17 protein-coding genes and 2 pseudogenes are annotated in these 23,957 nt (G+C 53.4%); 4 read left to right on the top strand and 15 right to left on the bottom strand.

The window, feature by feature from the left end:
* Positions 1–133: 133 nt before the first annotated feature.
* Positions 134–2,146 (top strand): asparagine synthase (glutamine-hydrolyzing), encoded by a 2,013-nt coding sequence (gene asnB, locus NWAT_RS11435; protein WP_013221231.1) that lies wholly within the window; start codon positions 134–136, stop codon positions 2,144–2,146.
* 129 nt (positions 2,147–2,275) lie between these two features.
* On the opposite strand, the gene rfbD is transcribed toward asnB, so the two are convergent.
* Genes rfbD through zwf form a run of 5 tightly spaced genes read right to left on the bottom strand, consistent with a single transcriptional unit; the run spans position 2,276 to position 7,154 of the window.
* Positions 2,276–3,160, bottom strand: a complete 885-nt coding sequence (gene rfbD, locus NWAT_RS11440; protein WP_013221232.1) for a dTDP-4-dehydrorhamnose reductase — start codon at positions 3,158–3,160, stop codon at positions 2,276–2,278.
* Complete coding sequence (gene rfbC / locus NWAT_RS11445; protein WP_013221233.1) at positions 3,157–3,702, bottom strand: dTDP-4-dehydrorhamnose 3,5-epimerase; 546 nt, start codon at positions 3,700–3,702, stop codon at positions 3,157–3,159. Before rfbC ends, rfbD begins: the two co-directional genes overlap by 4 nt.
* A gap of 18 nt (positions 3,703–3,720) precedes the next feature.
* Positions 3,721–4,599: a glucose-1-phosphate thymidylyltransferase RfbA gene (gene rfbA / locus NWAT_RS11450; RefSeq protein ID WP_013221234.1), complete on the bottom strand. Its 879-nt coding sequence runs from the start codon at positions 4,597–4,599 to the stop codon at positions 3,721–3,723.
* Positions 4,592–5,668, bottom strand: a complete 1,077-nt coding sequence (rfbB, locus tag NWAT_RS11455) for a dTDP-glucose 4,6-dehydratase (protein ID WP_013221235.1) — start codon at positions 5,666–5,668, stop codon at positions 4,592–4,594. Before rfbB ends, rfbA begins: the two co-directional genes overlap by 8 nt.
* 13 nt (positions 5,669–5,681) lie before the next feature.
* Positions 5,682–7,154: a glucose-6-phosphate dehydrogenase gene (gene zwf, locus NWAT_RS11460; RefSeq protein ID WP_013221236.1), complete on the bottom strand. Its 1,473-nt coding sequence runs from the start codon at positions 7,152–7,154 to the stop codon at positions 5,682–5,684.
* Positions 7,155–7,556: 402 nt separating this feature from the next.
* On the opposite strand from zwf, the gene glgA reads away from it, so the two are divergent.
* Both glgA and ppc read left to right on the top strand, forming a co-directional pair.
* Positions 7,557–9,032 (top strand): glycogen synthase GlgA, encoded by a 1,476-nt coding sequence (gene glgA / locus NWAT_RS11465; RefSeq protein ID WP_013221237.1) that lies wholly within the window; start codon positions 7,557–7,559, stop codon positions 9,030–9,032.
* A 38-nt stretch (positions 9,033–9,070) separates the two neighbouring features.
* Positions 9,071–11,944, top strand: coding sequence for a phosphoenolpyruvate carboxylase (gene ppc, locus NWAT_RS11470; protein ID WP_013221238.1), 2,874 nt, complete (start codon positions 9,071–9,073; stop codon positions 11,942–11,944).
* Between the two features lie 29 nt (positions 11,945–11,973).
* Here the strand turns inward: ppc and ggt are convergent, their stop codons facing one another.
* Positions 11,974–13,650 carry a gamma-glutamyltransferase gene (gene ggt / locus NWAT_RS11475; protein WP_013221239.1) on the bottom strand — a complete coding sequence of 559 codons (1,677 nt, stop codon included), beginning with the start codon at positions 13,648–13,650 and terminating at the stop codon, positions 11,974–11,976.
* Between the two features lie 7 nt (positions 13,651–13,657).
* Positions 13,658–13,885, bottom strand: a complete 228-nt coding sequence (locus tag NWAT_RS17085) for a hypothetical protein (RefSeq protein ID WP_198342223.1) — start codon at positions 13,883–13,885, stop codon at positions 13,658–13,660.
* Here NWAT_RS17085 and NWAT_RS11480 point away from each other — a divergent pair.
* A pseudogene (locus tag NWAT_RS11480) lies at positions 13,793–14,321 on the top strand (REP-associated tyrosine transposase). The gene NWAT_RS17085 and the pseudogene NWAT_RS11480 overlap by 93 nt on opposite strands.
* A 52-nt stretch (positions 14,322–14,373) precedes the next feature.
* Here the strand turns inward: NWAT_RS11480 and NWAT_RS11485 are convergent.
* From NWAT_RS11485 to gspD, 8 genes and pseudogenes are all read right to left on the bottom strand, one after another.
* The gene (locus NWAT_RS11485; protein WP_013221240.1) at positions 14,374–15,288 is read right to left on the bottom strand and encodes a peptidylprolyl isomerase; all 915 of its coding nucleotides are present in this window, start codon (positions 15,286–15,288) and stop codon (positions 14,374–14,376) included.
* Between the two features lie 138 nt (positions 15,289–15,426).
* The gene (locus NWAT_RS11490) at positions 15,427–15,870 is read right to left on the bottom strand and encodes a DUF29 domain-containing protein (protein ID WP_041350701.1); all 444 of its coding nucleotides are present in this window, start codon (positions 15,868–15,870) and stop codon (positions 15,427–15,429) included.
* A 162-nt stretch (positions 15,871–16,032) separates the two neighbouring features.
* Entirely contained in the window at positions 16,033–16,656 is a 624-nt protein-coding gene (locus NWAT_RS11495) for a hypothetical protein (protein WP_013221242.1), read from the bottom strand.
* 285 nt (positions 16,657–16,941) lie between these two features.
* Entirely contained in the window at positions 16,942–18,384 is a 1,443-nt protein-coding gene (locus NWAT_RS11500) for a hypothetical protein (RefSeq protein ID WP_013221243.1), read from the bottom strand.
* A gap of 147 nt (positions 18,385–18,531) precedes the next feature.
* Positions 18,532–18,975 (bottom strand): hypothetical protein, encoded by a 444-nt coding sequence (locus tag NWAT_RS11505; protein ID WP_013221244.1) that lies wholly within the window; start codon positions 18,973–18,975, stop codon positions 18,532–18,534.
* 555 nt (positions 18,976–19,530) lie between these two features.
* Positions 19,531–20,136: pseudogene (locus NWAT_RS11510) on the bottom strand (Uma2 family endonuclease).
* Positions 20,102–21,208 (bottom strand): RNA-guided endonuclease InsQ/TnpB family protein, encoded by a 1,107-nt coding sequence (locus NWAT_RS16220; protein WP_013221245.1) that lies wholly within the window; start codon positions 21,206–21,208, stop codon positions 20,102–20,104. The pseudogene NWAT_RS11510 and the gene NWAT_RS16220 overlap by 35 nt, the downstream one beginning before the upstream one ends.
* Positions 21,209–21,306: 98 nt before the next feature.
* The gene (gene gspD / locus NWAT_RS11520; protein ID WP_013221246.1) at positions 21,307–23,808 is read right to left on the bottom strand and encodes a type II secretion system secretin GspD; all 2,502 of its coding nucleotides are present in this window, start codon (positions 23,806–23,808) and stop codon (positions 21,307–21,309) included.
* Positions 23,809–23,957: the final 149 nt, after the last annotated feature.

A 23,957-nucleotide genomic window follows, 5' to 3' on the forward strand; every position in this document is an offset into this window, starting at 1 on the left:
GCCTTAATCCCGGAGAATGCTTTCTCCCCAATTATTAACCGACCCAATAAGTAACGCTCAAAGCTTCCTACTTGGGAAGCACCGCTTTCCATCTCCTTGCAGCTGATTATTAACCCACAAAAGGAATGAATTTATGTGTGGTATTGCTGGCTACATTCATCTAAACCCTAGCCGCCCTATCGACCCCCAAACCCTCGTGGCCATGGCCGCCATCCAACATCATCGTGGTCCTGATGGCTTCGGTTATCAACTCATCGACAAGCAAGGGGTCGGCTTCAGCCACGCCCGCCTCTCCATTATCGACCTGGAAGCAAACCGGGGCCGGCAGCCTTTTACCTCCGAAGATGGCCGGCTGCTACTTACCACTAATGGGGAATTTTATGACTACAAGCGATTGCGGGCCGATTCCATCTCCCGTGGCGCCCGCTTTCGCACTAAAAGCGACTCAGAGTTAGTACTCCATCTCTACCCCCGGCTGGGGCTGCGAGGGATGTTGCCTCACTTACGGGGAGAATTCGCCTTTGCCCTTTATGATCAAGAAAGGGATCGGTTAATGCTGATCCGAGACCGCTTCGGTATCAAACCCCTCTACTGGACCCAGGTCAATGACACCCTGGTATTTGGCTCCGAAATCAAGGCCCTGTTTGCCCACCCTGAAGTGCCACGCTGCTTCAGCCCCCAGGGCCTGTTTCATCAGCTCATGCAAACCATGGTGCCAGGCAGCACCGCCTTCGAGGGCATTCAGCAAGTCAAACCGGGACATGTAGTCATGGTGGAACGCAAGCAGGGTAATTTCCAAATCCGGGAAGAGAAATACTGGGATTTGGATTTTCCCCGGCTCTCGGAACGCTCCGACTCCCTCCCTGAAGAACACCATATTGAAGGAGTCCGGGCTCAGCTTACCGAGGCGGTACAACTTCGGCTAGAAGCGGATGTCCCGGTGGGCTGTTATCTCTCCGGCGGTATCGACTCCTGCATTGCCTTGGGCCTCTCGGCTGCTATCCAACAAGCGCCGGTCAAAGCCTTTACTATCGGCTTTGATGATGTGGACTACGATGAAACCCCCATCGCCCAAGAAATGGCGCGAGCCACAGGAGCTGATCAAGATATCATCCATCTTAAGGCTGATCACCTCTATGACCACTTCGCTGAAACCCTCTGGCACACGGAACGAACCATCTATAACACTCTCGGTGTCGCTAAACTGCTCATGAGTCGTCATGTCCACCAAACCCAATACAAAGTCGTGGTGACTGGGGAGGGCTCGGATGAATTATTCGGCGGCTACCCCTCTTTCCGCCGGGATATGATTCTCCATGGGCTGGAAACTCTCTCTGCCCAGGAGCGGGTCCAGTGGGAGCGGGGTTTAGCCGAGAGTAACCAACTTTTCCGGGGAGCCATGCTAGCCGAGAACGAGACCCATAATCCTGCCCTGGACGCCCTAGTAGGCTTCACACCAAGTTGTCTGCAACCTTGGCTCCACGCGGCGGAACATGTCCCCGCCTTGTTGAGTGTCCCGCTCCGGGAGCAAGTTGAAAGCTATGACCCAGGCCAGGCTATTGCCGAGCATTTGGACGGGGATATGCTGGCCAACCGGCACCCCCTGGATAAGGCCCAGTATGTCTGGATAAAAACCATGCTGGAGGGGCAAATCTTGACCTGGGGAGGCGATCGGGTGGATATGGCCAATTCCATGGAAGCCCGCCCCCCCTTTCTGGACCATCACCTGGCCGAATTTGCCACGGGACTGCCCCCCGCCATGCGGATCAAGGGGCAAAAGGAGAAATATGTGCTACGGGAAGCTATGCGGGGACTCCTGCCCAACGTGCTTTATGAACGGGAAAAGTTTGCCTTCATGGCGCCACCCGCCCATACCGATCCTAAAAAATGGGCGGCCATGAACCAACTAGCTCAAAAATACCTGACCGAGGAGGCCATTACCCATACTGGATTACTGGACGCGCAAGGGGTTAAGGCTCTGTTTGCCTTGCATGAAGCTGAAGGGACGCCCTTATCGACTAAAGTCCGGCTAGATGCGGTTATCAACCATCTTTTGGGGGTGCAAATCCTGCATCAGCATTTTATCGCCACTGATATCCCGGCGCTGGCTCGGCAGCGGGCGCAGGAGTTGGGCTGGCATATTTAAAGCATTATGGGCCGGATTCGAAGTTACTCGGCAAAGATTTGAGGTGTTGCCGGGTTATAATTTTTGGATAACGGCCAATTTCGGCGGGATGCGCTGCGCTTTTCTGCCCTACATACTTAACAATCAACCTTAAGAAAGCGCCAATTCCAATGCCGTCCGCCAACTGGGCAGTTGAATGCCAAAGGTATCCTTTATCCGGGTATTATCCAAACAGGAAAAGGCAGGACGCCGGGCGGGGATCGGATAATCCGCGCTAGGAATAGCTTCCAACCTTGCTACCGGCCCCGCCCCTTGCGCTAGGCGCGCCAAAATAGCCTGCGCAAAACCATGCCAAGTCGTCTTTCCCCCACAGCTTAGGTGGTAAATACCTGCCTGGGGAATAGAGTCCTGCCTCTGGCCCCGGGACTGGGCAACGATTTGCGCCGTTCCTTCCGCAATCAAACGGCTCCAGGTAGGTGTGCCCCATTGATCATTCACCACCGTAAGCACTTCCCTTTCCTGGGCCAAGCGCTGCATGGTTAACAAAAAATTATGCCCCCTCAACCCATAGACCCAACTGGTGCGCAAAATCAAATAGGCTCCACCCACGGCAGCAATGGCTTGCTCTCCCGCCAATTTGGTTTGGCCATAAACGTTCAGAGGCCGAGGAGTATCCCCCTCGCGATAGGGGTAAACGCCCTGTCCATCAAACACATAATCAGTGGAATAATGAATCAATGCCGCGCCCTGCTGACGGGCTGTTTCCGCCAATACGCCAGGAGCCTTGCCATTAATAGCCAACGCTTGCTCCGGTTCCTCCTCTGCCTTATCCACGGCGGTATAAGCTGCGGCATTGACAATCAAGGTCGGCTGGATCTCGGCAAGGTAAGGGCGAATACTGTCCACTTGAGCCAGATTCAGACGCTCCCGCCCCGGAATAAACACCTCCCCCAAGGGCGCCAAGGACCGCTGTAACTCCCAGCCCACCTGGCCTGAGGCGCCTACTAGAAGTATCCGCCTCTGAGGGCCATTCACGGCAATAGCTCCGCCTCCTTAAAAGCACAACCAGCTTGATCCTTGGCGGAAATGAGCGGCACCTCCTCCAAAGGCCAATCAATGGCCAGATCGGGATCATCCCAGCGAATGCAGCGCTCATACTCCGGCGCATAGTAGGCGGTAGTTTTATATAAAAATTCCGCATACTCGCTTAACACCAAAAAACCGTGAGCAAACCCTCCTGGTATCCAAAGCTGGCGCCTGTTTTCCGCCGAGAGACGGTAACCCACCCAGCGGCCAAAGCCAGGAGAATGGCGCCGCAGATCAACGGCCACGTCAAAAACTTCACCAGCAATTACCCGAACTAACTTCCCTTGGGGCTGGTGAATTTGGTAGTGTAATCCCCGCAGAACATGCTTGGCCGAATAGGAATGGTTATCCTGCACAAACTCGGCCTGGATATCGGTTGCCGCCGCAAAGGCAACCCGATTATAGCTTTCAAAGAAAAATCCCCGTTCATCGCCAAAGACACGGGGTTCGATCAACAAAACGCCGGGGAGCGGTGTTGAGGTTGCCTTCATGGAAATCAGGGACTCTTTTTAATACACTTTATCCTGCAACAAGCTTAGCAAGTAGTTACCATAACCGCTTTTTTGCAGCGGCTCGGCTAAACGCTCCAACGCTTCAGCACCGATATAACCCATCCGATAGGCAATTTCCTCGGGGCAGGCAATCTTCAGACCTTGCCGTTTTTCGATAGTGTGAATGAACAAGGCGGCGTCCAGCAGGGAATCGTGGGTACCGGTATCCAGCCAGGCCATGCCGCGGCTCATCACTTCCACAAACAACTGCCCTTGTCTCAAGTAATGCCGGTTGACATCGGTAATCTCCAGCTCACCCCGCGCGGATGGGGTTAGGGACTCGGCGATTTCTATTACCTGGGCATTATAAAAATACAACCCTGTCACCGCATACCGGGATTTGGGCACCACCGGTTTCTCCTCAATGCTCAAAACCTTATGGCCATCTTCAAACTCTACGACGCCGTAACGCTCTGGATCGTGGACGGGATAAGCAAATACCGTAGCGCCCGAATCTCGCTTGGCAGCCTCCTGTAATAGCATAGAAAGATCATCGCCATGGAAGATATTATCCCCCAGTATCAAAGCACAGGGCTCCTCCCTAATGAAGTCCTTGCCGAGGATAAAAGCCTGGGCGATGCCCTCGGGCCGGGACTGCACCTGGTAAGAAAAGCTCAACCCCCACTGGGAACCTTCCCCCAATAACTGCTCGATACGGGGCAAATCCTGGGGGGTGGAAATAACCAGAATCTCCCGGATACCGGCCAGCATCAAGACCGAGAGGGGATAGTAGAGCATGGGTTTATCGTAAACAGGCAGAAGCTGCTTGCAAACCGGTTGGGTGACGGGATACAGCCGGGTTCCCGACCCCCCCGCCAGGATAATCCCCTTACGCATGGGCTTGCCCCTTGGTACCCAAACGCTCTCGGCAATAACTGCCATCTTGCACCCGTCGGCACCAATTCTGATTATCCAGATACCATTGCACCGTCTTGCGCAACCCCGTCTCAAAGGTTTCCCGTGGCCGCCAGCCCAGTTCGCGGGCAATTTTTCCCGCATCAATGGCATACCGCCGATCATGACCGGGCCGATCCGCCACAAAGGTAATCAGGGAGCGGTGAGGGCGATGGGAAGACTGGGAAAACAGTTCATCGAGAAGTTGGCAAATGAGTTCCACTACCTCGACGTTGGTTTTTTCATTATGCCCGCCAATATTGTAAGTTTCTCCCGGCCGTCCCTTATCAAGGACGATTTCCAGCGCCCGGACATGATCTTCTACATATAGCCAATCCCGCACATTATCACCCGCGCCATACACCGGCAGGGATTTGCCCTCAATACCATTAAGGACCATCAGCGGGATAAGTTTTTCCGGAAATTGGCGGGGACCGTAATTATTGGAGCAATTGGTAATCAAAACCGGCAATCCATACGTATGATGCCAGGCCCGCACAAGATGATCCGAAGCGGCTTTGCTCGCGGCGTAGGGGGAATTAGGCTGATAGGGAGAGTCTTCCCGGAACAGCCCCGTTGCGCCTAAGGAACCAAACACTTCATCGGTGGAAACATGATGAAAACGAAACCGAGCTTGGGCGCTTTTAGCAAGCTTCCGCCAATACTCCAAGGCTGCTTCCAGCAAAATATAAGTCCCCGTCACATTGGTGTCGATAAAGGCCGCTGGGCTGTCAATGGAGCGATCCACGTGGGATTCGGCGGCCAGATGCAGCACCGCCTCCGGCTGGTAACGGGCAAATATTTGCGCCATACTCTCCCGCTGGCAGATATCGGCATGGACAAATTCATAGCGGGGATGGGAAGCAAGGTCTTCCAGGGACTCCGGATTGCCGGCATAGGTGAGTTTATCCACATTAATCACCCCCCGATCCGTGGCTGCAAGAAAATGCCGCACCACGGCAGAACCAATAAAACCGGCCCCTCCAGTAATCAAAAGCGGTTGCTGAATCATAAGCCTTTATTGCTTAAAGAGTATTACGCCAATGCTGATCCTCGCGGTCAAACAAGCGGGATGTTTCAGGAGGCCCCCAACCGCCCGCCCCATAGCTATGGATAAACTCCCGCTCACTGGCCCACACTTTAAGTATGGGGTCCACCACCCGCCAGGCCCAGCGTACTTCGTCATAGCGCAAAAATAGAGAATTGTCCCCCCCCACCACATCCAAAAGCAAGGCTTCATAGGCATCCAGTTTCATCTCTTCTTGCCGGCAAAAAGCAGCATCCAGGGTGGTGATCTCCGTATCCATTTCCAGCCCCGGTTTTTTGACATGCAGCTCAATCCGCATGCATTCATCGGGCTGAATACCCAATAAAAGCCAATTAGGCTCGATACGCTGGATGGGAGTGTGCCGAAATAACTGCTGGGGAACCCGCTTGAAGCGGATCGAAATTTGAGAGGTGGTCGTGGCCATCCGTTTACCCGTACGCAAATAAAAAGGTATATGACGCCAACGCCAGTTATCGATATAAAGCTTGAGGGCCGCATAAGTTTCCGTCGTGCTATCCTCGGCAACGCCTTCTTCAGCTAGATAGCCAGGCACTTTTTTATCGTTGATAGTACCGGAAGCGTATTGGGCACGAAAAGCATGGGCATTAACAGCACGGGCCGGAATGGGGCGGATTGATTTCAATACCTTGACTTTCTCATCCCGCAAGGATTCCGGGTCCATATTGGGGGGAGGCTCCATGGCCACGAGGGCAAGCATTTGCAACAGATGGCTTTGAATCATATCCCGCAGGGCGCCGGTTCCCTCATAATAGCCTGCCCGTCCATCCAGCCCCTGGGTTTCCGCATGGGTAATTTGAATGTGATCGATATAATTACGATTCCATAAAGGTTCGAGCATCAAATTAGCAAAGCGGAATACAAACACATTTTGCACCGTCCCTTTACCCAAATAATGGTCGATACGGAAGATTTGGGACTCCGCAAAATATCGATGCAAACGAGATTCCAGCCTCTCGGCGCTTTCCAGATCGTAGCCAAAGGGCTTTTCCACCACTAACCGCCGCCACCCCTCCTGTTCCGAATTGAGACCCACCGCCCCGAGATTATCCGACACTACGCTAAACTCCGCCGGGCGGATAGACAGATAGAACACGCTATTGGAAGGGAAGTCCTGGGTTCCCTCCTCTAGGTGATCTTTAAGACGTTGGTAGGTTTCCGACTCTCCAAAGTCCCCCTGAAAATAATGCAACCGCTGCTGAAAACGGGCTAAAACCGTTTCATCCAGCCCCCCTCTTGCCTTGGGCCCGATATCCTCGGCCACCCATTGGCGCCAATGCTCGTTATTCCAGTCCCGGCGCCCAAGGCCCACAATCGCCATTTTAGCAGGCAGCCGTTGCGCCAACTCCAGATGATAGAGGGCGGGCAGGAGCTTATTACGACTCAGGTTACCGGTAGCACCGAAAATTACGAAAGTACACGATTCGACCATATCCACCTCGCCTGGGAAACCCAGCAACTACAGAAAATTTCTAGTCTGATGGGAGCATTAAATGAAAACCAAAATTTCTCTATATCCACCACAAAAGCGTAAATCCCGCTTAACAGCAGCCATAATATTTATATTTACACTTTAAACGGCCAGAGCAACATCACTATCAAAAACCAAGCCCCCTGTTAGCCTAGCCTATAAAAGTAAATATTGGTATTTTAATAAAATTTTATTAATGATAAGCTCTAACAATCTTGGCTTTCTCCTAATTGGGGGTAGGGGCTTGCCATGCCTAGCCCGGCTACTTAGCTCGTTACTCTTTAAAAAAACAAAAATAATTTTTAAAATTAATGCCTTATGCTTTATAGCCTAGCAAATTCCCTGATCTTTTGAGCGCTCAAAGTGTATAAAATCCTGTTTGCCACCAGCGAAGCGCACCCGCTCATTAAAACTGGCGGTTTAGGAGATGTTGCGGGTATTTTACCTATAGAACTCGCCCGTTTAGGGTTAGAAGTAGGTATTATCCTACCCGCCTACCCCACCTGTAAAACCTATCTTAAAAACTTAAAAGAAGTTGTCTATTTACGGCTCCCCGCCGTGCTAGAGCCCGTACGTATTTTGAAAGGCCAACTGCCCGAGGGGCCTAACCCGGTTTGGCTGGTAGACAGCCCTGCTCATTTTGACCGTCCAGGCAACCCTTATCTCAACGAGAAAGGTCAAGATTGGCCAGATAACGCGGCGCGTTTTACCACTTTCTGCCAGGCCGTTGCTGCCTTGGCAAATAATCCAGAGTTTGGCTGGCAGCCTGATCTTATCCATTGCAACGATTGGCAAACCGGCTTGATTCCCCCCTTTCTCACCCTCCTAAAAAGTCGACCTGCCACGCTGTTCACCATTCATAACCTTGCCTACCAGGGGGTATTTCCCCGGCAACAATTTGACGCCCTAAAATTGCCAACTAAATGGTGGTCACCCGCTGCGTTAGAGTTTTATCACCAATTCTCCTTCATTAAAGGAGGTCTGGTATTTGCCGATTGGCTTACTACCGTCAGTCCCACCTATGCCAAGGAAATACTTACTCCAAAACTTGGCTTCGGCCTGGACGGGGTACTTCGCGAACGCGCGCAACACCTGACCGGCATCCTCAATGGGGCGGATTACCAACGCTGGGATCCACGCCATGATCCCTTTATCGAAAAACGTTATGATCAAACCTGCTGGTCCCATAAGGCAGACAACAAGCTGGCGTTACAGCGTTGCTATGATCTCCCCGAAGACAAAAATCTTCCCCTACTGGGTTTTGTAGGGCGATTGGTGGAACAAAAAGGGATTGACCTTATTCTCGACGCCCTCCCGAAGCTGCTTACTGAAAAAATTCAAGTGGTTTTCCTGGGTGAAGGGGAGGAGCGTCATCAAAATACCCTGCAAAAACTCGCTTCCCGCTATCCGAGCCAAATAGGGGTATCCATCCGTTATGATGAACGGCTCGCCCACGGCATCCAAGCCGGCGCTGATATTTTTCTCATGCCTTCCCGCTTTGAACCTTGCGGTCTAACCCAACTATATGCCCTACGGTACGGCACGGTACCCATTGTGCGCCGCACCGGCGGCCTCTCCGATACTATCGTAGATGCCACCGAAGAAAATCTCCGGCAAGAACTCGCCACCGGTTTTACCTTCACGGAATCCTCCCCCTCTGCCCTGCTGATCGCAATCCAGCGGGCCCTAGCTTGCTATGCCCAGAGCCGTCAATGGCGCCGACTCGCCCTTACTGGCATGGCGCAGAATTTTAGCTGGCAGATCAGTGCTAAAGCCTATCTTGAACTTTATCAGCAGCTCATTTCCCCGAAATTCAGTTGCAAAAGTAACGTCCTCTGACTAAGCCAAATATTCTATACTCAGTTAGGCAGGTTATAATGACATCCATGAAACAACAAACACCTGAAACCCATCCCGCGCCCCAAGAGCAGGCGGGAAACACCACGCCCTGGCGGGATAAGGAACTGCGCGCTCGCGTCAAACTATTTGGCAACCTCCTGGGTCAGGTCATCCAAAGCCAGTCGGGGGAAAAAGTATTCGCCGCTGTCGAGGCCTTGCGCAAGGGCTACATTAACCTGCGCAAACAAGAAAATCCTGACAAACGAATCCAATTGCTACGCCTTATCGACACGCTGGATGTGAAGAAAATCACCCAGGTAGTGCGGGCCTTTAGCATCTACTTTAGCCTCGCCAACATTGCCGAAGAAGCTTACCAACACCGACAGCGACAACGCCGCATCGATGCAGGTGGATCTCTTTGGCGAGGCTCCTTCGAAAAAACTCTACAGGAGATCCGGGAAAGCGGAGTGAATCCCGAACAGCTCCAAATTATGCTGGATAATTTGGCCTATATTCCCGTCATTACCGCCCATCCCACCGAAGCCAAGCGCCGCACGGTGATGGAACATCTGCGCAAAATCTTCCTTGCCGGTAAACTTCTGGACGAGATGCGCCTCAGTCAGCGGGAGGAAGAAGCCCTCCACCGCCAATTAGAGCGGCAGATCCAGGTCCTGTGGAAGACCGATGAAGTTCGCGCCCACCGGCCTCAAGTCCAGGACGAAATCATCAACGGCCTCTTCTATTTCAAGGTCAGCTTGTTCCAGGCCGTACCCGAAACCTACCGCCAGCTAGAAGAAGCCATCAACAAAGTCTATGGTGACATGCTACCGGAGAACACCACGCTTCGGGTCCCCAGCTTTTTACACTTTGGCTCTTGGATCGGCGGAGACCGGGATGGCAACCCCAATGTCACGCCGGAAGTCACCGCCATGGCCGTGCGATTGCAAATGCGGATGGCCCTAGAACATTATGTCGCCTGCCTTACTCAATTGACGCGTATTCTCACCCATTCCATTCCTCTTATCAGGCCCTCAACGGCCCTGACGGAAAGTATTCACCAGGATTTGAGCGATTGTCCGGAGACTTTTCGGGGCGATCCTGACCGCTTTAGCCGCGAACCCTACCGGCGCAAGCTCTACCTGATGCGCTATCGTTTGCTGGATAACCTGCGGGCTGTGGAACAATATCTGCAGCCAGAAAACCAACCTACCCCCCCGCAAGGCGTCGGTTATCCTTCCGAGGAACGGTTTCTCGAGGATCTCTATCTCCTTCGCGACAGCCTGCGCAGCCATGGTGACGGCAATATTGCCGCACGGGAATTGCAAGATCTAATTCGCCTGGTAGAAAGCTTTGGCTTTTACCTCCTCAAACTCGATGTTCGCCAGGAATCAGGCCGCCATACTGAAGCAGTGGCAGAATTAATTAAACATCTCGAACTGCACCCCAGCTATCTTGATCTTTCCGAAACTGAACGGCTAGAGTTCCTCTCCGAACAACTCGCCCGCGAAGAAGAAATCACCATCCAGCGGGAGCAGCTTACCTCCGCTACCCGGGAAACACTGGAACTCTTTCACGTCATGGCGCAAATGCGCCAGGAAGTAAGCCCCCGGGTTTTCGGTCATTACGTGATTTCCATGACCCACGCCGCTAGCCATGTCATGGAGGTCATGTATCTAGGCCATCTTGCTGGCCTCGCCGGACGCCGGCAGGGGCAATGGCATTGCGGTCTACAAATCTCCCCCCTGTTTGAAACCATCGAGGATTTAGAACATATCGAGCCGGTCATGACCGCCCTGCTTGATGATTCCAGCTATCAAGCCTTGCTCCGCGCCGCCGGCAACCAGCAAGAAGTCATGATTGGCTACTCGGACTCCTGTAAGGACGGCGGTATCCTGTCCTCCTCCTGGAAACTATATGACGCCCAAAAGCGGGTCACGGCCCTTACCGGCAGCCGGGGGATAGATTGCCGTATCTTTCATGGCCGAGGCGGAACCATTGGCCGGGGTGGTGGCCCTACTTTTGACGCTATCTTGTCTCAACCCCAGGGGACTGTCCACGGTCAAATCAAATTTACGGAGCAGGGAGAAGTCCTCTCTTCCCGCTACAGCAACCCCGAGACCGCGATTTATGAGCTCAACATGGGTATCAGTGGCCTGATTAAGGCCAGCACTTGTCTCGTTCAACCTCCCCGAGAAGAAAAGCGCGATTATCTCGGCATCATCGACTCGTTAGTGGAAACAGGCGAGCAGACTTACCGGGAATTCACGGAACAAACGCCTGGCTTTCAAGATTATTTCTATGAAGCCACCCCGGTCAATGAAATTGGCCTATTGAACATTGGCTCCCGTCCCCCTCACCGGAAAAAGGGAGATCGTTCCAAAAACTCGGTCCGGGCCATCCCTTGGGTCTTTGGCTGGGCCCAGGCCCGGCATACTTTTCCCGCCTGGTATGGTATCGGCAGTGCCTTGGAAAAGTGGCGGGCCGGCGCTCCTGATCGGCTCGCCAAACTCCAGGCCATGTATGAAGAGTGGCCCTATTTCCGCGCCCTGCTCAGCAATACCCAAATGTCCCTGGCCAAGGCTGAGTTGCACATCGCTCAGCAATACGCCGGCTTGTGCCTAGATCCGGAAACGGGACAGAAAATATTCGCCCTGCTCAGGGCGGAGTACCAACGCACGGTCACCCAGGTGCTCCATATCGTGGGAGCCCGCGCCCTGCTGGAGGAAAATCCTCCCCTGGCCCTGTCCCTGCAACGCCGGGACCCTTATCTGGACCCCCTCAATCATATCCAGCTCACCCTGCTTAAACGCACCCGCGATCCACAAATCACTCCCGAGGAACGGGAAGCGTGGCTTGATCCTCTGCTCCGCTCCATCAATGCCATCGCGGCCGGAATGCGCAATACGGGCTGATTTTAAACCGGTGGTCCCGCTTACTACTCTCAGCGGACCACCGCCTCTCCCACACCTCGTGGATCACTGGCCGCCTCAACCCGATTTTGCGCCCGATCCCAAAATACCGCCTGCATATTCCCCCAGGGCCGCCCACGGGGCGCCAGGGAATGCCCCAAAGCCTGCAAGTTTTTAATAAGCCCTCCAGCAAAAGCCTGGGGTTCATATTCCACCTCATCAGGGAAATATTGATGGTGAAAACGAGGCTGGGAAACCAGGCGGGTTAAATCCGCCCCCGCCACGTGCTCCAGAACTCCAAGCAACACCATGGTGATAATACGGCTTCCCCCTGGCGTTCCCAACACCAAAACCCCCTGTTCGTTCTCCACGAAGGTGGGGGTCATGCTCGATAAGGGCCTTTTCCCCGGCGCTATGGCATTCGCCTGGCTACCAATCAGGCCATAGACATTAGGCACGCCAGGGGCGGCTGCGAAATCATCCATCTCATCATTGAGCAGGACTCCCGTGCCAGGAGGCATAAAACCCGAGCCGAAAGGGTAATTGATACTGAGCGTGGCGGCGACCCAATTCCCTTCCCGATCAATAATAGAAAAATGCGTGGTATGGGGACCGCCTGCTTGAGTTTGAATACCGGGAAGATCGGCACTGGAAGTGGCCCGATCCCGGCGTATACCCGCTCTCAGCCCGGCCCCATAATAAGGATGGATGAGCCTTTTTACCGGTATATCGACGAAATCCGGATCGCCCAAATACTGCGCCCGATCCCGGTAAGCCCGGCGCATGGCCTCGATAATCAGATGAGTGCGCGTGGTAGCCGATAGAGCGGAAAGATCCTCCTGGGCCAGCATATTCAGCATCGTTAATAAGGCAATGCCCCCCGAGGAAGGTGGGCTAGCGGAGATGATCTTAAAACCTCGGTATTCGCCCCGCACCGGCGCTCTTTCCACTACCTGGTATTGGGCTAAATCTTCCAAGCTCCAAATCCCGCCAGCAGCCCGTACCCCTTTTACCAAGGCTTCCGCTACCGGCCCCCGGTAAAAACCCGCCGCGCCCTGTTTAGCAAGGGCTGCCAGGGTCGCCGCCAAAGCCGGTTGCTTAATCCGCGCCCCCAGGGCGGGGACTTTTCCATTGGCCAGAAATACCTGACCAGCGGCGGGCCAGCGTTTAAGCACCGGGAGTCGAAAGGCCGCCCGGCGGCGATAGGGCTTATCCACCGTAAACCCTTCCTTCGCATAGCCAATAGCCGGGGCCAGGGTTTTGGCAAGGGATAAACGACCATAATGCTCCGCCAAATGGGCCAGAGCCGCCGGCTGGCCAGGAATGGCCGCGGCCAGGGGTCCATCGACGGAAGCTCCTTCAATCAATGCGCCGGCTTCATTAAGATACATCCGGGCGGTTGCCGCCAGGGGCGCCCGTTCCCGGCCATCAAGCATGATCTCGGTATCCTCCTTGGCAAGATGAAGCAACCAAAATCCGCCCCCGCCCAAGCCGGAACTATAGGGCTCCACCACCGCCAGGGCCGCGCTCACCGCCACCGCCGCATCAAAGGCATTCCCCCCCGCCACCAGTGCCTTGTGACCGGCCTGGGTAGCCAGGGAATGGGCGCTGGCAATCGCCGCCGCCGGCGGCTGCCCTTCCCGGGCAAGCCCCAAACCGCTACCAGCAACCAGCCAAACAACCAGCGCAATACGAAAGAAAATCATCATTTATCAACTAACTCCAGGTAATTTCCGTAGGGCGGGAAAGCATTAGCGCATCCCGCCTTTTACTAATCTTTTTGGCGGCAACAACCCCATCATTCATCCCCCCACCTTCCATAATCCTTCGCAACTCAATTATACTGCGCTCATGCCTCACTATCTCCGCGCTTTCGTTCCCGGCGGGACCTTCTTCTTTACCGTAACCTTGCTTGAGCGGCAGAGTCGATTGTTGACCGATCACATTGATGATCTGCGCCTTGCATTTGCCGATGCGCGCCGACGGCAGCCTTTTACCATTGAGGCCCATCGTTATTCTGCCCGATCATCTCCATTGCCTCTGGACCCTGCCCCCAGGAGACGGGAATTTCTCCTCTCGCTGGCATGATATCAAGGCCCGCTTCTCCGCCCGGATTCCTCCGGGGGAGAAGCTGTCGGCACGCCGTCTGAAAAGGGGCGAGCGGGGTATTTGGCAACGGCGGTTCTGGGAGCACGTCATCCGTAATGAGCGGGATTTTCAACTACATGCGGATTACATCCACTATAACCCGGTCAAGCACGGCCATGGAGAGAAAGCGGCCGATTGGCCCTATTCCAGTTTCCGGCGTTTCGTGCAACGAGGTTTATATCCATTGGATTGGGCCGCGAGCAGCAAGGTGCGTGAGTTATCCATGGAATAACCCTCATAAAGGCGAGATGCGCTAACGCTTTCGCGCCCTACGGGTAAAAAATTTAATGGGTGGGAGATGTTGGCTTCAGCTTTTGCCAGGCTTCCCGGTTCATCTGGATGCCTTCAGCATTGCGGATTTGATTAAGGTGCGTTTGCACCACCTGATTCAAGTGGGTTGCTTTAATATCCTCCACCAAACTTTCCTTCACCTCCGCAAAAGATTTCGTTTTGGGGGCTTGCCGTTCCTCCAGGCGGATAATATGAAATCCAAACCGGCTTTTCACGACCGGGCTGATTGCTCCTGGTTGTTCCAGAGCAAAGGCGGCCTCCTCGAAGGACTGGGTGGTCATTCCCTTGGCAATGAAGCCTAAATCCCCTTTATTTTTTTCAAGGGAAGGATCTTCCGAATACTGGAGGGCCAGTTCCGAAAAAGGCTTTTCGTCCGTCAGGGCCAATTGGCGAACTTGCTCCGCCAGTTCCCTGGCTTCTTCCTCGGAGCGCTCTTCGGGCTTGATTAAAATATGGGAGACTTTTACCCGCTCCGGCTGCTGGTATTTTTCCGGGTTAGCCTGATAACGCTCCCGCGCCAGGGCTTCGAAATCCGGATTGTCCGCCAGGGCTTGCTGCCGCAACTGCCGGAGGCGGGCTTTACCGAGAATTTCCTCCTTCTCCAGCTTGAGTTCCTGTTGGACTTCCGGGTTTTGCTCCAGGCCCTGTTCCTGGGCTTCCTTGGCTAGCACCCGGTAAGTAAAGATTTTATCCAGTAGTTGGTGAATCCGCTCCCCGCTGGCGGCTATATTCGCCCGGTATTGTTCCGGTATCGTTTCCAGCTCGGCTTGAAAATCCGCCGCCGTCACCACGATATCCTTATAGCGGATCAACACCTCTTCCTCTGGCTCCGCCGCCCTTGCGCCGAAAGCCACCAGTGCGGACAGAATTAAGATTGACGTGATTCCACTTTTAAATCCAACCTGCATACATGGTCACCCTTGGTTGTTAGCTTTTATCCAACTGCATGATGCCTCATTTTACTGCTAAACCCAAGTGGCAGCCCTTCATGGCGGGATGCGCTCCGCTTTCCCGCCCTACTCACTTTATTCCTCAGAGATTTTTAGCTAAACATTATTGGGATAGAAATCCATGTCTAACACTTGTTCCAATGTCCAGCCTGTTTGCTCGAAGGTGCTAGGAAAGGTGGTTTCAGCCTTATGGGTATCTGCTACTGCTTTAAGCACGGCGCTTTCATAAGCTTCTGTGTTGATGGTTGCGAATTGAGACTGAAGGCTTGGATTATCCCTCAAGAGACGTTTCACCCGTAACCGCTGCTCTTTAACCGTCGCCCGCCAACGATGCCCTCGCCTATCCGGCTGATACTGCCATTTGAGCAGGTGCATTAGCAGCACGCTTAAGCGACTTTCAATCCCCCTACGCTCGCTTCTGCCCATGTCCTCCAGTTCCTCAATCAAAACCTCCATGTTCACTTCATTCAACCTCCCTTGGCGTAGCTTCTCGATAGTCTCTTGGGTCCAAGCGTAATAGTCTTCGTTAGGGTTAGTCATAAATACCGCCGTGGGAATATTAAGAGTTGTAGGGCGGGATGCGCTTCGCTTTCCCGCCCTACTGTCTACGCATAAAAAAACCTGCCCCAATACAGGGGGCAGGTTGTTGACAACAGGGACAAAGAGAGAAAAACTCTCTACTTGTCCCGTTTTTTCCAAAGTTCAGGGCCGGACAGTCAAAACACAGGTTTTACCCTTTGGACAGGTGTCTTGTCCGTTTCTCATATCGAAATGGCGGATGTTGAACCAATAGGTCTGACCCGGCTCCAGGCTACAAACGCCAGGATTCTTTTTAAACTGCCCGCTGAAATCCACCAGGATACGCTCATTAAAAGCTTCTTTAGCACAGCCCGATTTCACGGTAAAGTCTCCTGGGCAAGCGCTGATTACAGCCTGTTTAAGGGGGCTGGGGCCTTGGATATTTTCTGCAAACGATATCGACCCAAAGCCTCTACTGAAGTGCTGTCGGTCAAAGGCCAAAGCAACCGATTGATTTCTCTTAATTTTATAAGGAGTCCAAACTTGGGGCATATCCTTCTCTATCACCCCCTCGGGAACTAGACAGCTATCCGGAACAGGTGGCGTATTGGGGTCAGGGTCCGTGCTAGGAGGTGGATTAACCGGTGGCGGGCCAGGAGGGTCAACAGGTGGCCGTGGGGAGTCATCCGCCACAATTTGAATATCGTTGACCCCAGGGTATTTTTCTCCATCCAGAAACACTGTAAACCCACTGCTACTCTGGGCCGCTACCAAGGCCACCAGAGCTAACAAATAACGACTTTTCATCTTATCATCTCCATGATAACGGGCAATTTCAACATACCGCCCTCATTGTCTCAAAGAAAGTAAATCTTCTCGCTGGCGTGATTTTATCATCACCAGGCGAACCATGGGACCGGCGCGGTGATCCCTGCTAGCCCAGGTTAGCGGCCATGGTAGCATTTCCTTAAGACAAAAACCCTAGAGCTATCTCTCATTTTCCATTACTCAAGACTGTATAAAAAAAGCGGGCGGGCCAGACAGGCCCGTCCGCTTTTCGATTATCACGGGAATAAAAAACCGCAGAACAGGTTACTGAGCTCCACTCCCTGAAACTAGTCGGCTAAAGGCATGGTCAAACATGCCGCCATAGTTAATCAGCACGCCTGCCTGATCCACGCCATTGACATATTCCTGGGTAGCAAAGCCAATCACCGGCAAGCCGTAAAACACATTCCCTTCTTCGCTGACCAGTTGATGGGCATCATTAATGTTATTAACAAAGGAAAGGCGCATCCAGCCATCCGGTCCCACCGAGGAGGTGTCCACATTCAATTCTAGCGCAGAACCCAAGACACTAGTGTTGTTAAAGGTAATAACATTGGTTTCCCAACACAGGGCGTTAACACCGCCTGGCGGCTTAGGCGAAAAGTCCAGCCCCCCTTGCTGCGTGCGTTCATCCCGGTCCCAAATCGTCAACCCCACCTCTTCACAGGCACCATCCGGGGTTAACGTTTCAATAAACGGCGGGAGAGGTGGAGCATCCACAACGGTATGATGGAAGCGCTTAGTAGGGAAAGTGACAACCCAATCAGTGCCGGCACCAATAGACTCATTGGTCACAAAGTAGTTCATGGCCGTATTGTGCATCAACACCGAACTGGCAGCATCAATTCTCCTGTCCACAAAAGGCCAAGTTGAATCCACTACCGTTGGGATATTGGCGGCTCCCTGCTGAGAAACAAAGACAGTGCTACGTGGATGCGCACTTTCAAGGCTCGGAAGCGTGTCTCCTGGATTAGTATGGCTAGGAAAATTAAAAGGACTCCCTGGCTCAAAAAAGAAAAAATTATCTAACGCGGTGGCCTGATAGGCATAGGCGGCGCCCTGGCTGACATTCATAACCAAGCCATGGCCAAACAAACCGCCTGGATTGGATACTATATTACGATCCTTATCCTCTGCCCAGTCGCCACCGTTCCAGGCTTGCTCCAGCACAGAACAATCGGCTGGTTCTCCATTCACGTGGGTAGCCGCGGTGGCAGGAGCAAAACCGCTGGAGTCGGTTACTACCCCCATTTCAATGACTTCTAGATGCCCCTCCCGGGTTCTATCCAAGGAAACATCTATCCCTTCTGGCTCACCCTGGCCAAACTTAAAATTCCGGAACTCTACCCCATCCTCCGGTATTTTCGGCACCGTACAGGAAGTATCCTGGGTCGTTAAGCGGGCGCCATTCTCAGTGGCCGTCACAATTCCGGTCCAAATATCATGGGGGGACAGGTACAGATTAAAGTCCAACACCTCCTGGGTGTTTTTACCATCTAGGAAACGCACCTTGACTGCCTTCACGTCGGCCGTGGTGTTAGTCACCGCAATCAGGGTATCCTGATTATTTCTGACCGAATAATAGGGATAGAGCAGCACTTCTCCCAAGCCATCGGGGTTGACGTTCACCGCCTGGGCGGTGTTCAGCATACCGGCGGAGCCGGCAAGCGCCATCGAAACGGCCGTGGCCAATTTCGTTTTTCTCATCGCATTCTCCTTTTCTATATTTAGTGTCAAGTAGCACCGAACAGGACTGATATCGGAACTTAAGAAATTAGCTTAATAATTCGCCTAAAGCAATTGAATTTTCAAAATTCTCCCCATAAAATCAATAAAAACCCTGAAGCCTTTGGTTTAATCTTCTGGCAGCAGCCACCACTGGCCTTCCGCCTGGGTCCATTTTTCCTTAATGGGCCTTTCTCCTTCGTAATAATTGCCCGTGGGCGGGGTGGCATAGCGGTAGCGGAGGGTAAGAGTCACATCACAGGCGTCATCAGCGCAGGCAATATCCTTCACCGTGGCTCCCTTCCATTGGACCTTATCGCCGATACGTGCCTGGTAAAGCTCCAGGGAGTTCACCGCCCGATAGCCGGGACTCAAGTAGCCATAGGCTTTCTCCATATCCCGCTGGGCAAGGGCCTGCCAGCGTTCAACGGCCCGCTGCCCGACGACCTCTTCAGGGGGAGGTGAACTACAGCCACCTAAGCCGGTGATCACCCACGTAAGAAAAAATAGTGTTAACCCGGTATTTCGGCCAGAACGGGAAAACCCGCTAGCCCAATCAAGTAAAACTTGCAAGAACTTAAACGCTCCCTCTGTTATTGTAGGTTTTTCCTTTTATCATCTAACTCGGATATTTGGAATTTCTCCATGACGGATAGCCGTTTTATGCCTACAAAACTTCATCCGCCTGGAGAATTCGCGTTTCCTCGCAGCCTTCGGCGAAGGGTTTTCCTTGGCCTCTGTTGTTTTGCCGCTCCTCGCGCTTTCACTTCGGGTGCCCCCCACCCTAGGTTCCGTGAACAAGCGCATGCTAGCGCGAACTCATGGCGAAACGCAAATAATTTTAGCCCTCGCGCTTGATACGCCGTTTCAGTTCGCGCCATCCCTAGGGAGTCATTCAACATCTATGTTTAATTCCAAAGAGTTAGAAGTTACTTTTTATCCTGAACGCTAACTTTCGCCTAGCAGAGGATAACTCCCTTGGCAAGCAACTTCAATAGTCAATTGTAAGCTTTTTTTGCGAAAATGAAACAAAAAACACAAAACGTTGCATTAAAGCAACACAATCGAATGATTGATGGCTGCCAATAGGTTTAATGCATCATTAATGCCAAACATCTTCCTCCCTACTCAGCAGGCACCTTCCAAGATCTCTCGAAGGACCAAGGAAACCGAAGGAAACGCCTGGGGGCTAAGGCTATCGCTAGGTTGATATTCCCGCATAGATTGATAACTTTCTCCCACAGGCTGTCGGTAAACCCAAAGCCGCCGCCCTGGAAGATCCACGAGCCAACACTCTACGATACCGGCTTGGGCATAGCGGGGCAACTTAAAATCCCGATCTTACTCTAAAGAGCTTTCCGCCACTTCCAGGAGCAACCACACATCCTCCGGACCCGGATGGGCACTCCCATAGAAATCCGGGCGTGGCTTAAGCAGAACCAGATCGGGTTGGGGTTCCGAATAGCGGGAAAGTCCTAGGGGACTTTGGACCCGGACAATCGCCCGCCCTCCTAGCTCTCGGCTCAACCAAGCCGTAAGGTGATCTACCGTGGCCGCATGCCGACTCCCACGGGGACTCATCTCCAGAATGTCCCCATCCCACAATTCCACCCGGTCATCTTCCCGGAGGATACCGGACGCGGCCATCCGGTGGTACTCCTCAACGGTAAAAGCATGTCGTTTGTAACTGTTCCGCCAGCTAAAGCATGCGGCTTTCCACTGCACAAGGAGCACACTTATGCGCGAACATAGGCTGAGTTACAGCAGCCCTTCTGGCGATATTGCCAGCGGCGTTATGGTCTGCGTGATTACTGTGCCCGCATTCCACACACCGAAACTCAGACTGGGTTGGTCGGTTAGCTTTGTCGATACGGCCACAGGCCGGGCACTCGCGGCTAGTGTTGCGTGGGTCGACTATCACCACCGGCACGCCAGCACGTTTAGCCTTATACTCGATAAAGGCGCGAAGCTGAGCGAAGCCCCAGTTATGCAAGCGTTTCCTCTGCGCTTTGTTGGCCTTAACCCGTGCCCGGATATGCTTGAGATTTTCAAGTCCAATGCCGAGACGTGAGCGTTCCGCAAGGGAGACGATGCGTTTGGAGATACAATGGTTCTCGTATTTTTGAAACCGTTTCTGCCTGCCGCTTATGTGGCGAAGGCAGCGTTTAGCGGCCCGTGTGCCGAGGCGCTGCAAGGTGGCGCGTCGTTTGGCGTAACGCTCGCGGTAGGCTTGGACTTTAGCCCCGCAGTGCCTCTCACCCAGGCTGTCAGTGGCGATATTGACAATACCAAAATCCACACCCAACATGCCTTCAGGGGTCAGCAATTTGGGATCGTCAAAGTCACATACAGCGGCCAAATACCATTGGCTGCGCACGAACATCAAATCAACTTCACCCTTTCTGTACTCAAGCAGCTTGCGTTGGTGATCGCCACACGTGTAACCAATCTTCTCGCGGCCACAGAGCAACCACAGGGAAACTTTCTCATCGCAGACAAAGCGCAGGATACGGTCATCATAGGGCTGCGCGGCATGTTTACGGAAGGTGTGTTTAGTTTTCTGATTCAGCTTATAGGCGTCCGCCACTTTAGCAATGCAGCGCACCGCCACTTGGGCAGACAGTTGAAATTGAGCGCGAAGGTCTTGGTAGGTAAGTTTATGCAAATCGTATTGCCGAAACATCTGGCTTTCCCAAGCGCGTTCGGAAAGCCAGTTGCACGCTTTATTGCAACGCTCAAGGGTCAAGCGCAAAGCGCGTTCTTGCGCTGGAGTTGGCGTTAGTTTAAGGTTAGCTACCAGCTTCATGAATTCAAGTATGGAGTATTTTATTGATAGATCAACCCACGGGCGGCTTTCCTCCGCCCCCTGAAAGAGGCGCTCTCCAGCCGCAATTTTTATGGAAATTAAGGCTTAGCACTATTTTCGTCGGTGGAAGGCGACGGTTTTTCTCCGTTTTCTTTTTCGATTTTGAAAGTAATCCCTCCCGTCTTCTCTGCTACATCCGAGGCATTTTTCAGCTTCTCGCGAAGTTCCTCGGTCACCAGGCGGGCTTCGTATTGATCCCGCACCACCCGGGGAGTCATGAGCACAACGAGTTCGGTACGCTGCCTACTTCGTGTCGTCGTGCCGAATAAAGGCCCAATAAGCGGCAGCTTATAAAGAAACGGCACGCCACTTTGATTGAATGCGTCATTGTTCCGGATAAGCCCTCCCAGGACAATGGTTTCGCCGGATTGCACCGTCACCACGCTCTGGAAATTCCGTTGCAGGAAAGTAGGATTACCGCCGACCGTGGTTGCCCCGCCAGGCAGCGAAGTGCCCCCTACATCGGTGACTTCCTGGGTAAGTTCCATGGTCACCCGGCCACCCGCGTTAACCCGTGGCGTGACCGTCAATAATACCCCGGTATCCCGGTACCGTATTTGTTGAGTCGTACCTCCTATTCCGGTGGTTTGCCCCTGTTGGATAGGCACCTGATCCCCTACCCGGATTTCCGCGGTTTGATTATCAAGCGCCAGTAATTGGGGCGAAGAAAGAATTTCCACCTTGTTCTCGGAAGCCAGGAGACGCAGCAGCGCGCGCACCACGCCACCATCGGCAAACGCATAGGTGAAACCACCACCCGCCATGAGTGCTTGCAGTCCGCCTTCTCCCAAAGCAGGAAGGGCACCTTGCCCGCCTGCTCCCTGACCAGAAGCCAGATCATTGGTAAAATACCATTGCAAGCCATATTGGAGGCTGCCTGTCAGCGCCACCTCGGCGATGGTGGCTTCCACCAACACCTGGCGGGGTGGAATATCCAACTGCCGGAGAGCCGACAGGATTTTTTCATAGATGGGCGGAATGGCGGAGATCAGCAAGGAGTTATTTTCCAGATCGGGGATCACCCGCACCTCAGGCTCCTTATTTTCATCCTCCTTGCCGCCAAGGCGGGCAAACTCGATGCCGGCAGCCGCGGAGCCAGGCGTCTTGGGTGTTGGTGTTTCAGCCGCCCCCTCGGTACTGGCTTGAAACACCCTCGGATTTTCTTCCCCAGAGGCTTCGGAATCCGGCGCCACGGAAGCCTTGTAGTTCACCCCCCCGGATGAGCCAAAACTGCCGCCAAAGCCGCCACCCCGGGATGAACCAAAACCGCCGCCGCCAAAGCTACCACCCCGAGATGAACCAAAACCGCCGCCACCAAAACCTCCACCCCGGGATGAACCAAACCCTCTACTCCCCCCCCGGGAAGATGAAAAAAGTTCCGTCGCCTGCTGGCCCGGCGCTACCCGGGCCGAGGGAAGCCCGCTCCCGCCTTCCAGTCCAAAAGCGGCTTGCAGCAAAGCCGCCAGATGATCTGCCCGGCCGTGCTGAACCGGATAGACATAGAGTCTTTCAGTCTTTTCGTCCTCCCCCTGATCCAAGCGCTCTATCCAGGTTTTGGCCTCCTTCAGATACTGGGATTGGGAAGTCACCACTAAAATCCCGTTGAGACGTTCGATGGGTATAAAACGAAACATACCCGCCAAGGGAGTGCTCGCCTCGGGCCCCATGACTGTATTTAATTCAGTTACCAGCAGTTCGGCATCGGTATACTCCAACCGATAAAGACCAACGGACATCCCTTCCAGCCAATTGACATCAAAGATATCAATGGTCTCCTGCCATTGATCCAGCTCTTTTGCCGTACCGGCCAGAACAAGCAAATTCCGGGCGGGATCGACCCGGACCAGCCCATCCTTGGGGACAAAAGGCTTAAGAATTTTCTCCATCTCTTCAGCCCCAATATACTCCAGGGGCATGATCCGCACGCTGTAACCCATAGCGGATTTCGCCCTGCTTAAACGGGGCGAGAGGTTACCTTGCACGGCCTCATTGAGGGGCACAATTTTATTCAGCCCCTCGGTCTGGATTAAGGCCGCATTATTGAGCCGCAACAGCGTTTCCAGAGTTGGCACTAAGTCATCCTTGGGCAGAGGGCGGCCAGTCTGGACGGTCACCGTTCCCTGCACTGCCCTATCAATGACATAATTTTCTTCCAAAATATCGCCGAGTATGGTTTTGACTACTTCGCGGATGTCGGTATTCTCAAAATTGAGCACAATGGCGCCTTCCCGTACCTGGAAAGTCCGGGGCTTGCTCGCCGCCTCGCGGTTAATAAAATGATTGCTTCCCGGGTAGGTTTCATCACTCTCTGGCTTCACCTTTTCTTCTTCGGCGGCTGGCGTTGCTTCAATCTTGGCACTTTTGGCTACAGTATCCTCTGCCTGGCGCGCTTGCCCAGAGGCGGAGATGGCAGCAGGGGAAGACCCATTAGCCGACCCGGAGCCAGAGGGCTGAGTCACGCAGGCAACCAGAACACCCGCCCCTAAAAGGATGATCCACCACGCCCCTGTGGGCCGTCCGCTTCTTTTCTGTTCCCGCAACTTAATCCCCCTCAATAACTAACTATTTTGCCGCGCCGTGGCAGGCGAATTTTCTATCTACCTTCTCCGCCGGCAATTCGTCCCCTGTCGTGCTTATGGGAACCCTCCCTAGTCAAAATGATAAATCCACCGCCTAGCCTTTTTATGTC

The organism is Nitrosococcus watsonii C-113, from assembly GCF_000143085.1.
Lineage (GTDB): Bacteria > Pseudomonadota > Gammaproteobacteria > Nitrosococcales > Nitrosococcaceae > Nitrosococcus > Nitrosococcus watsonii.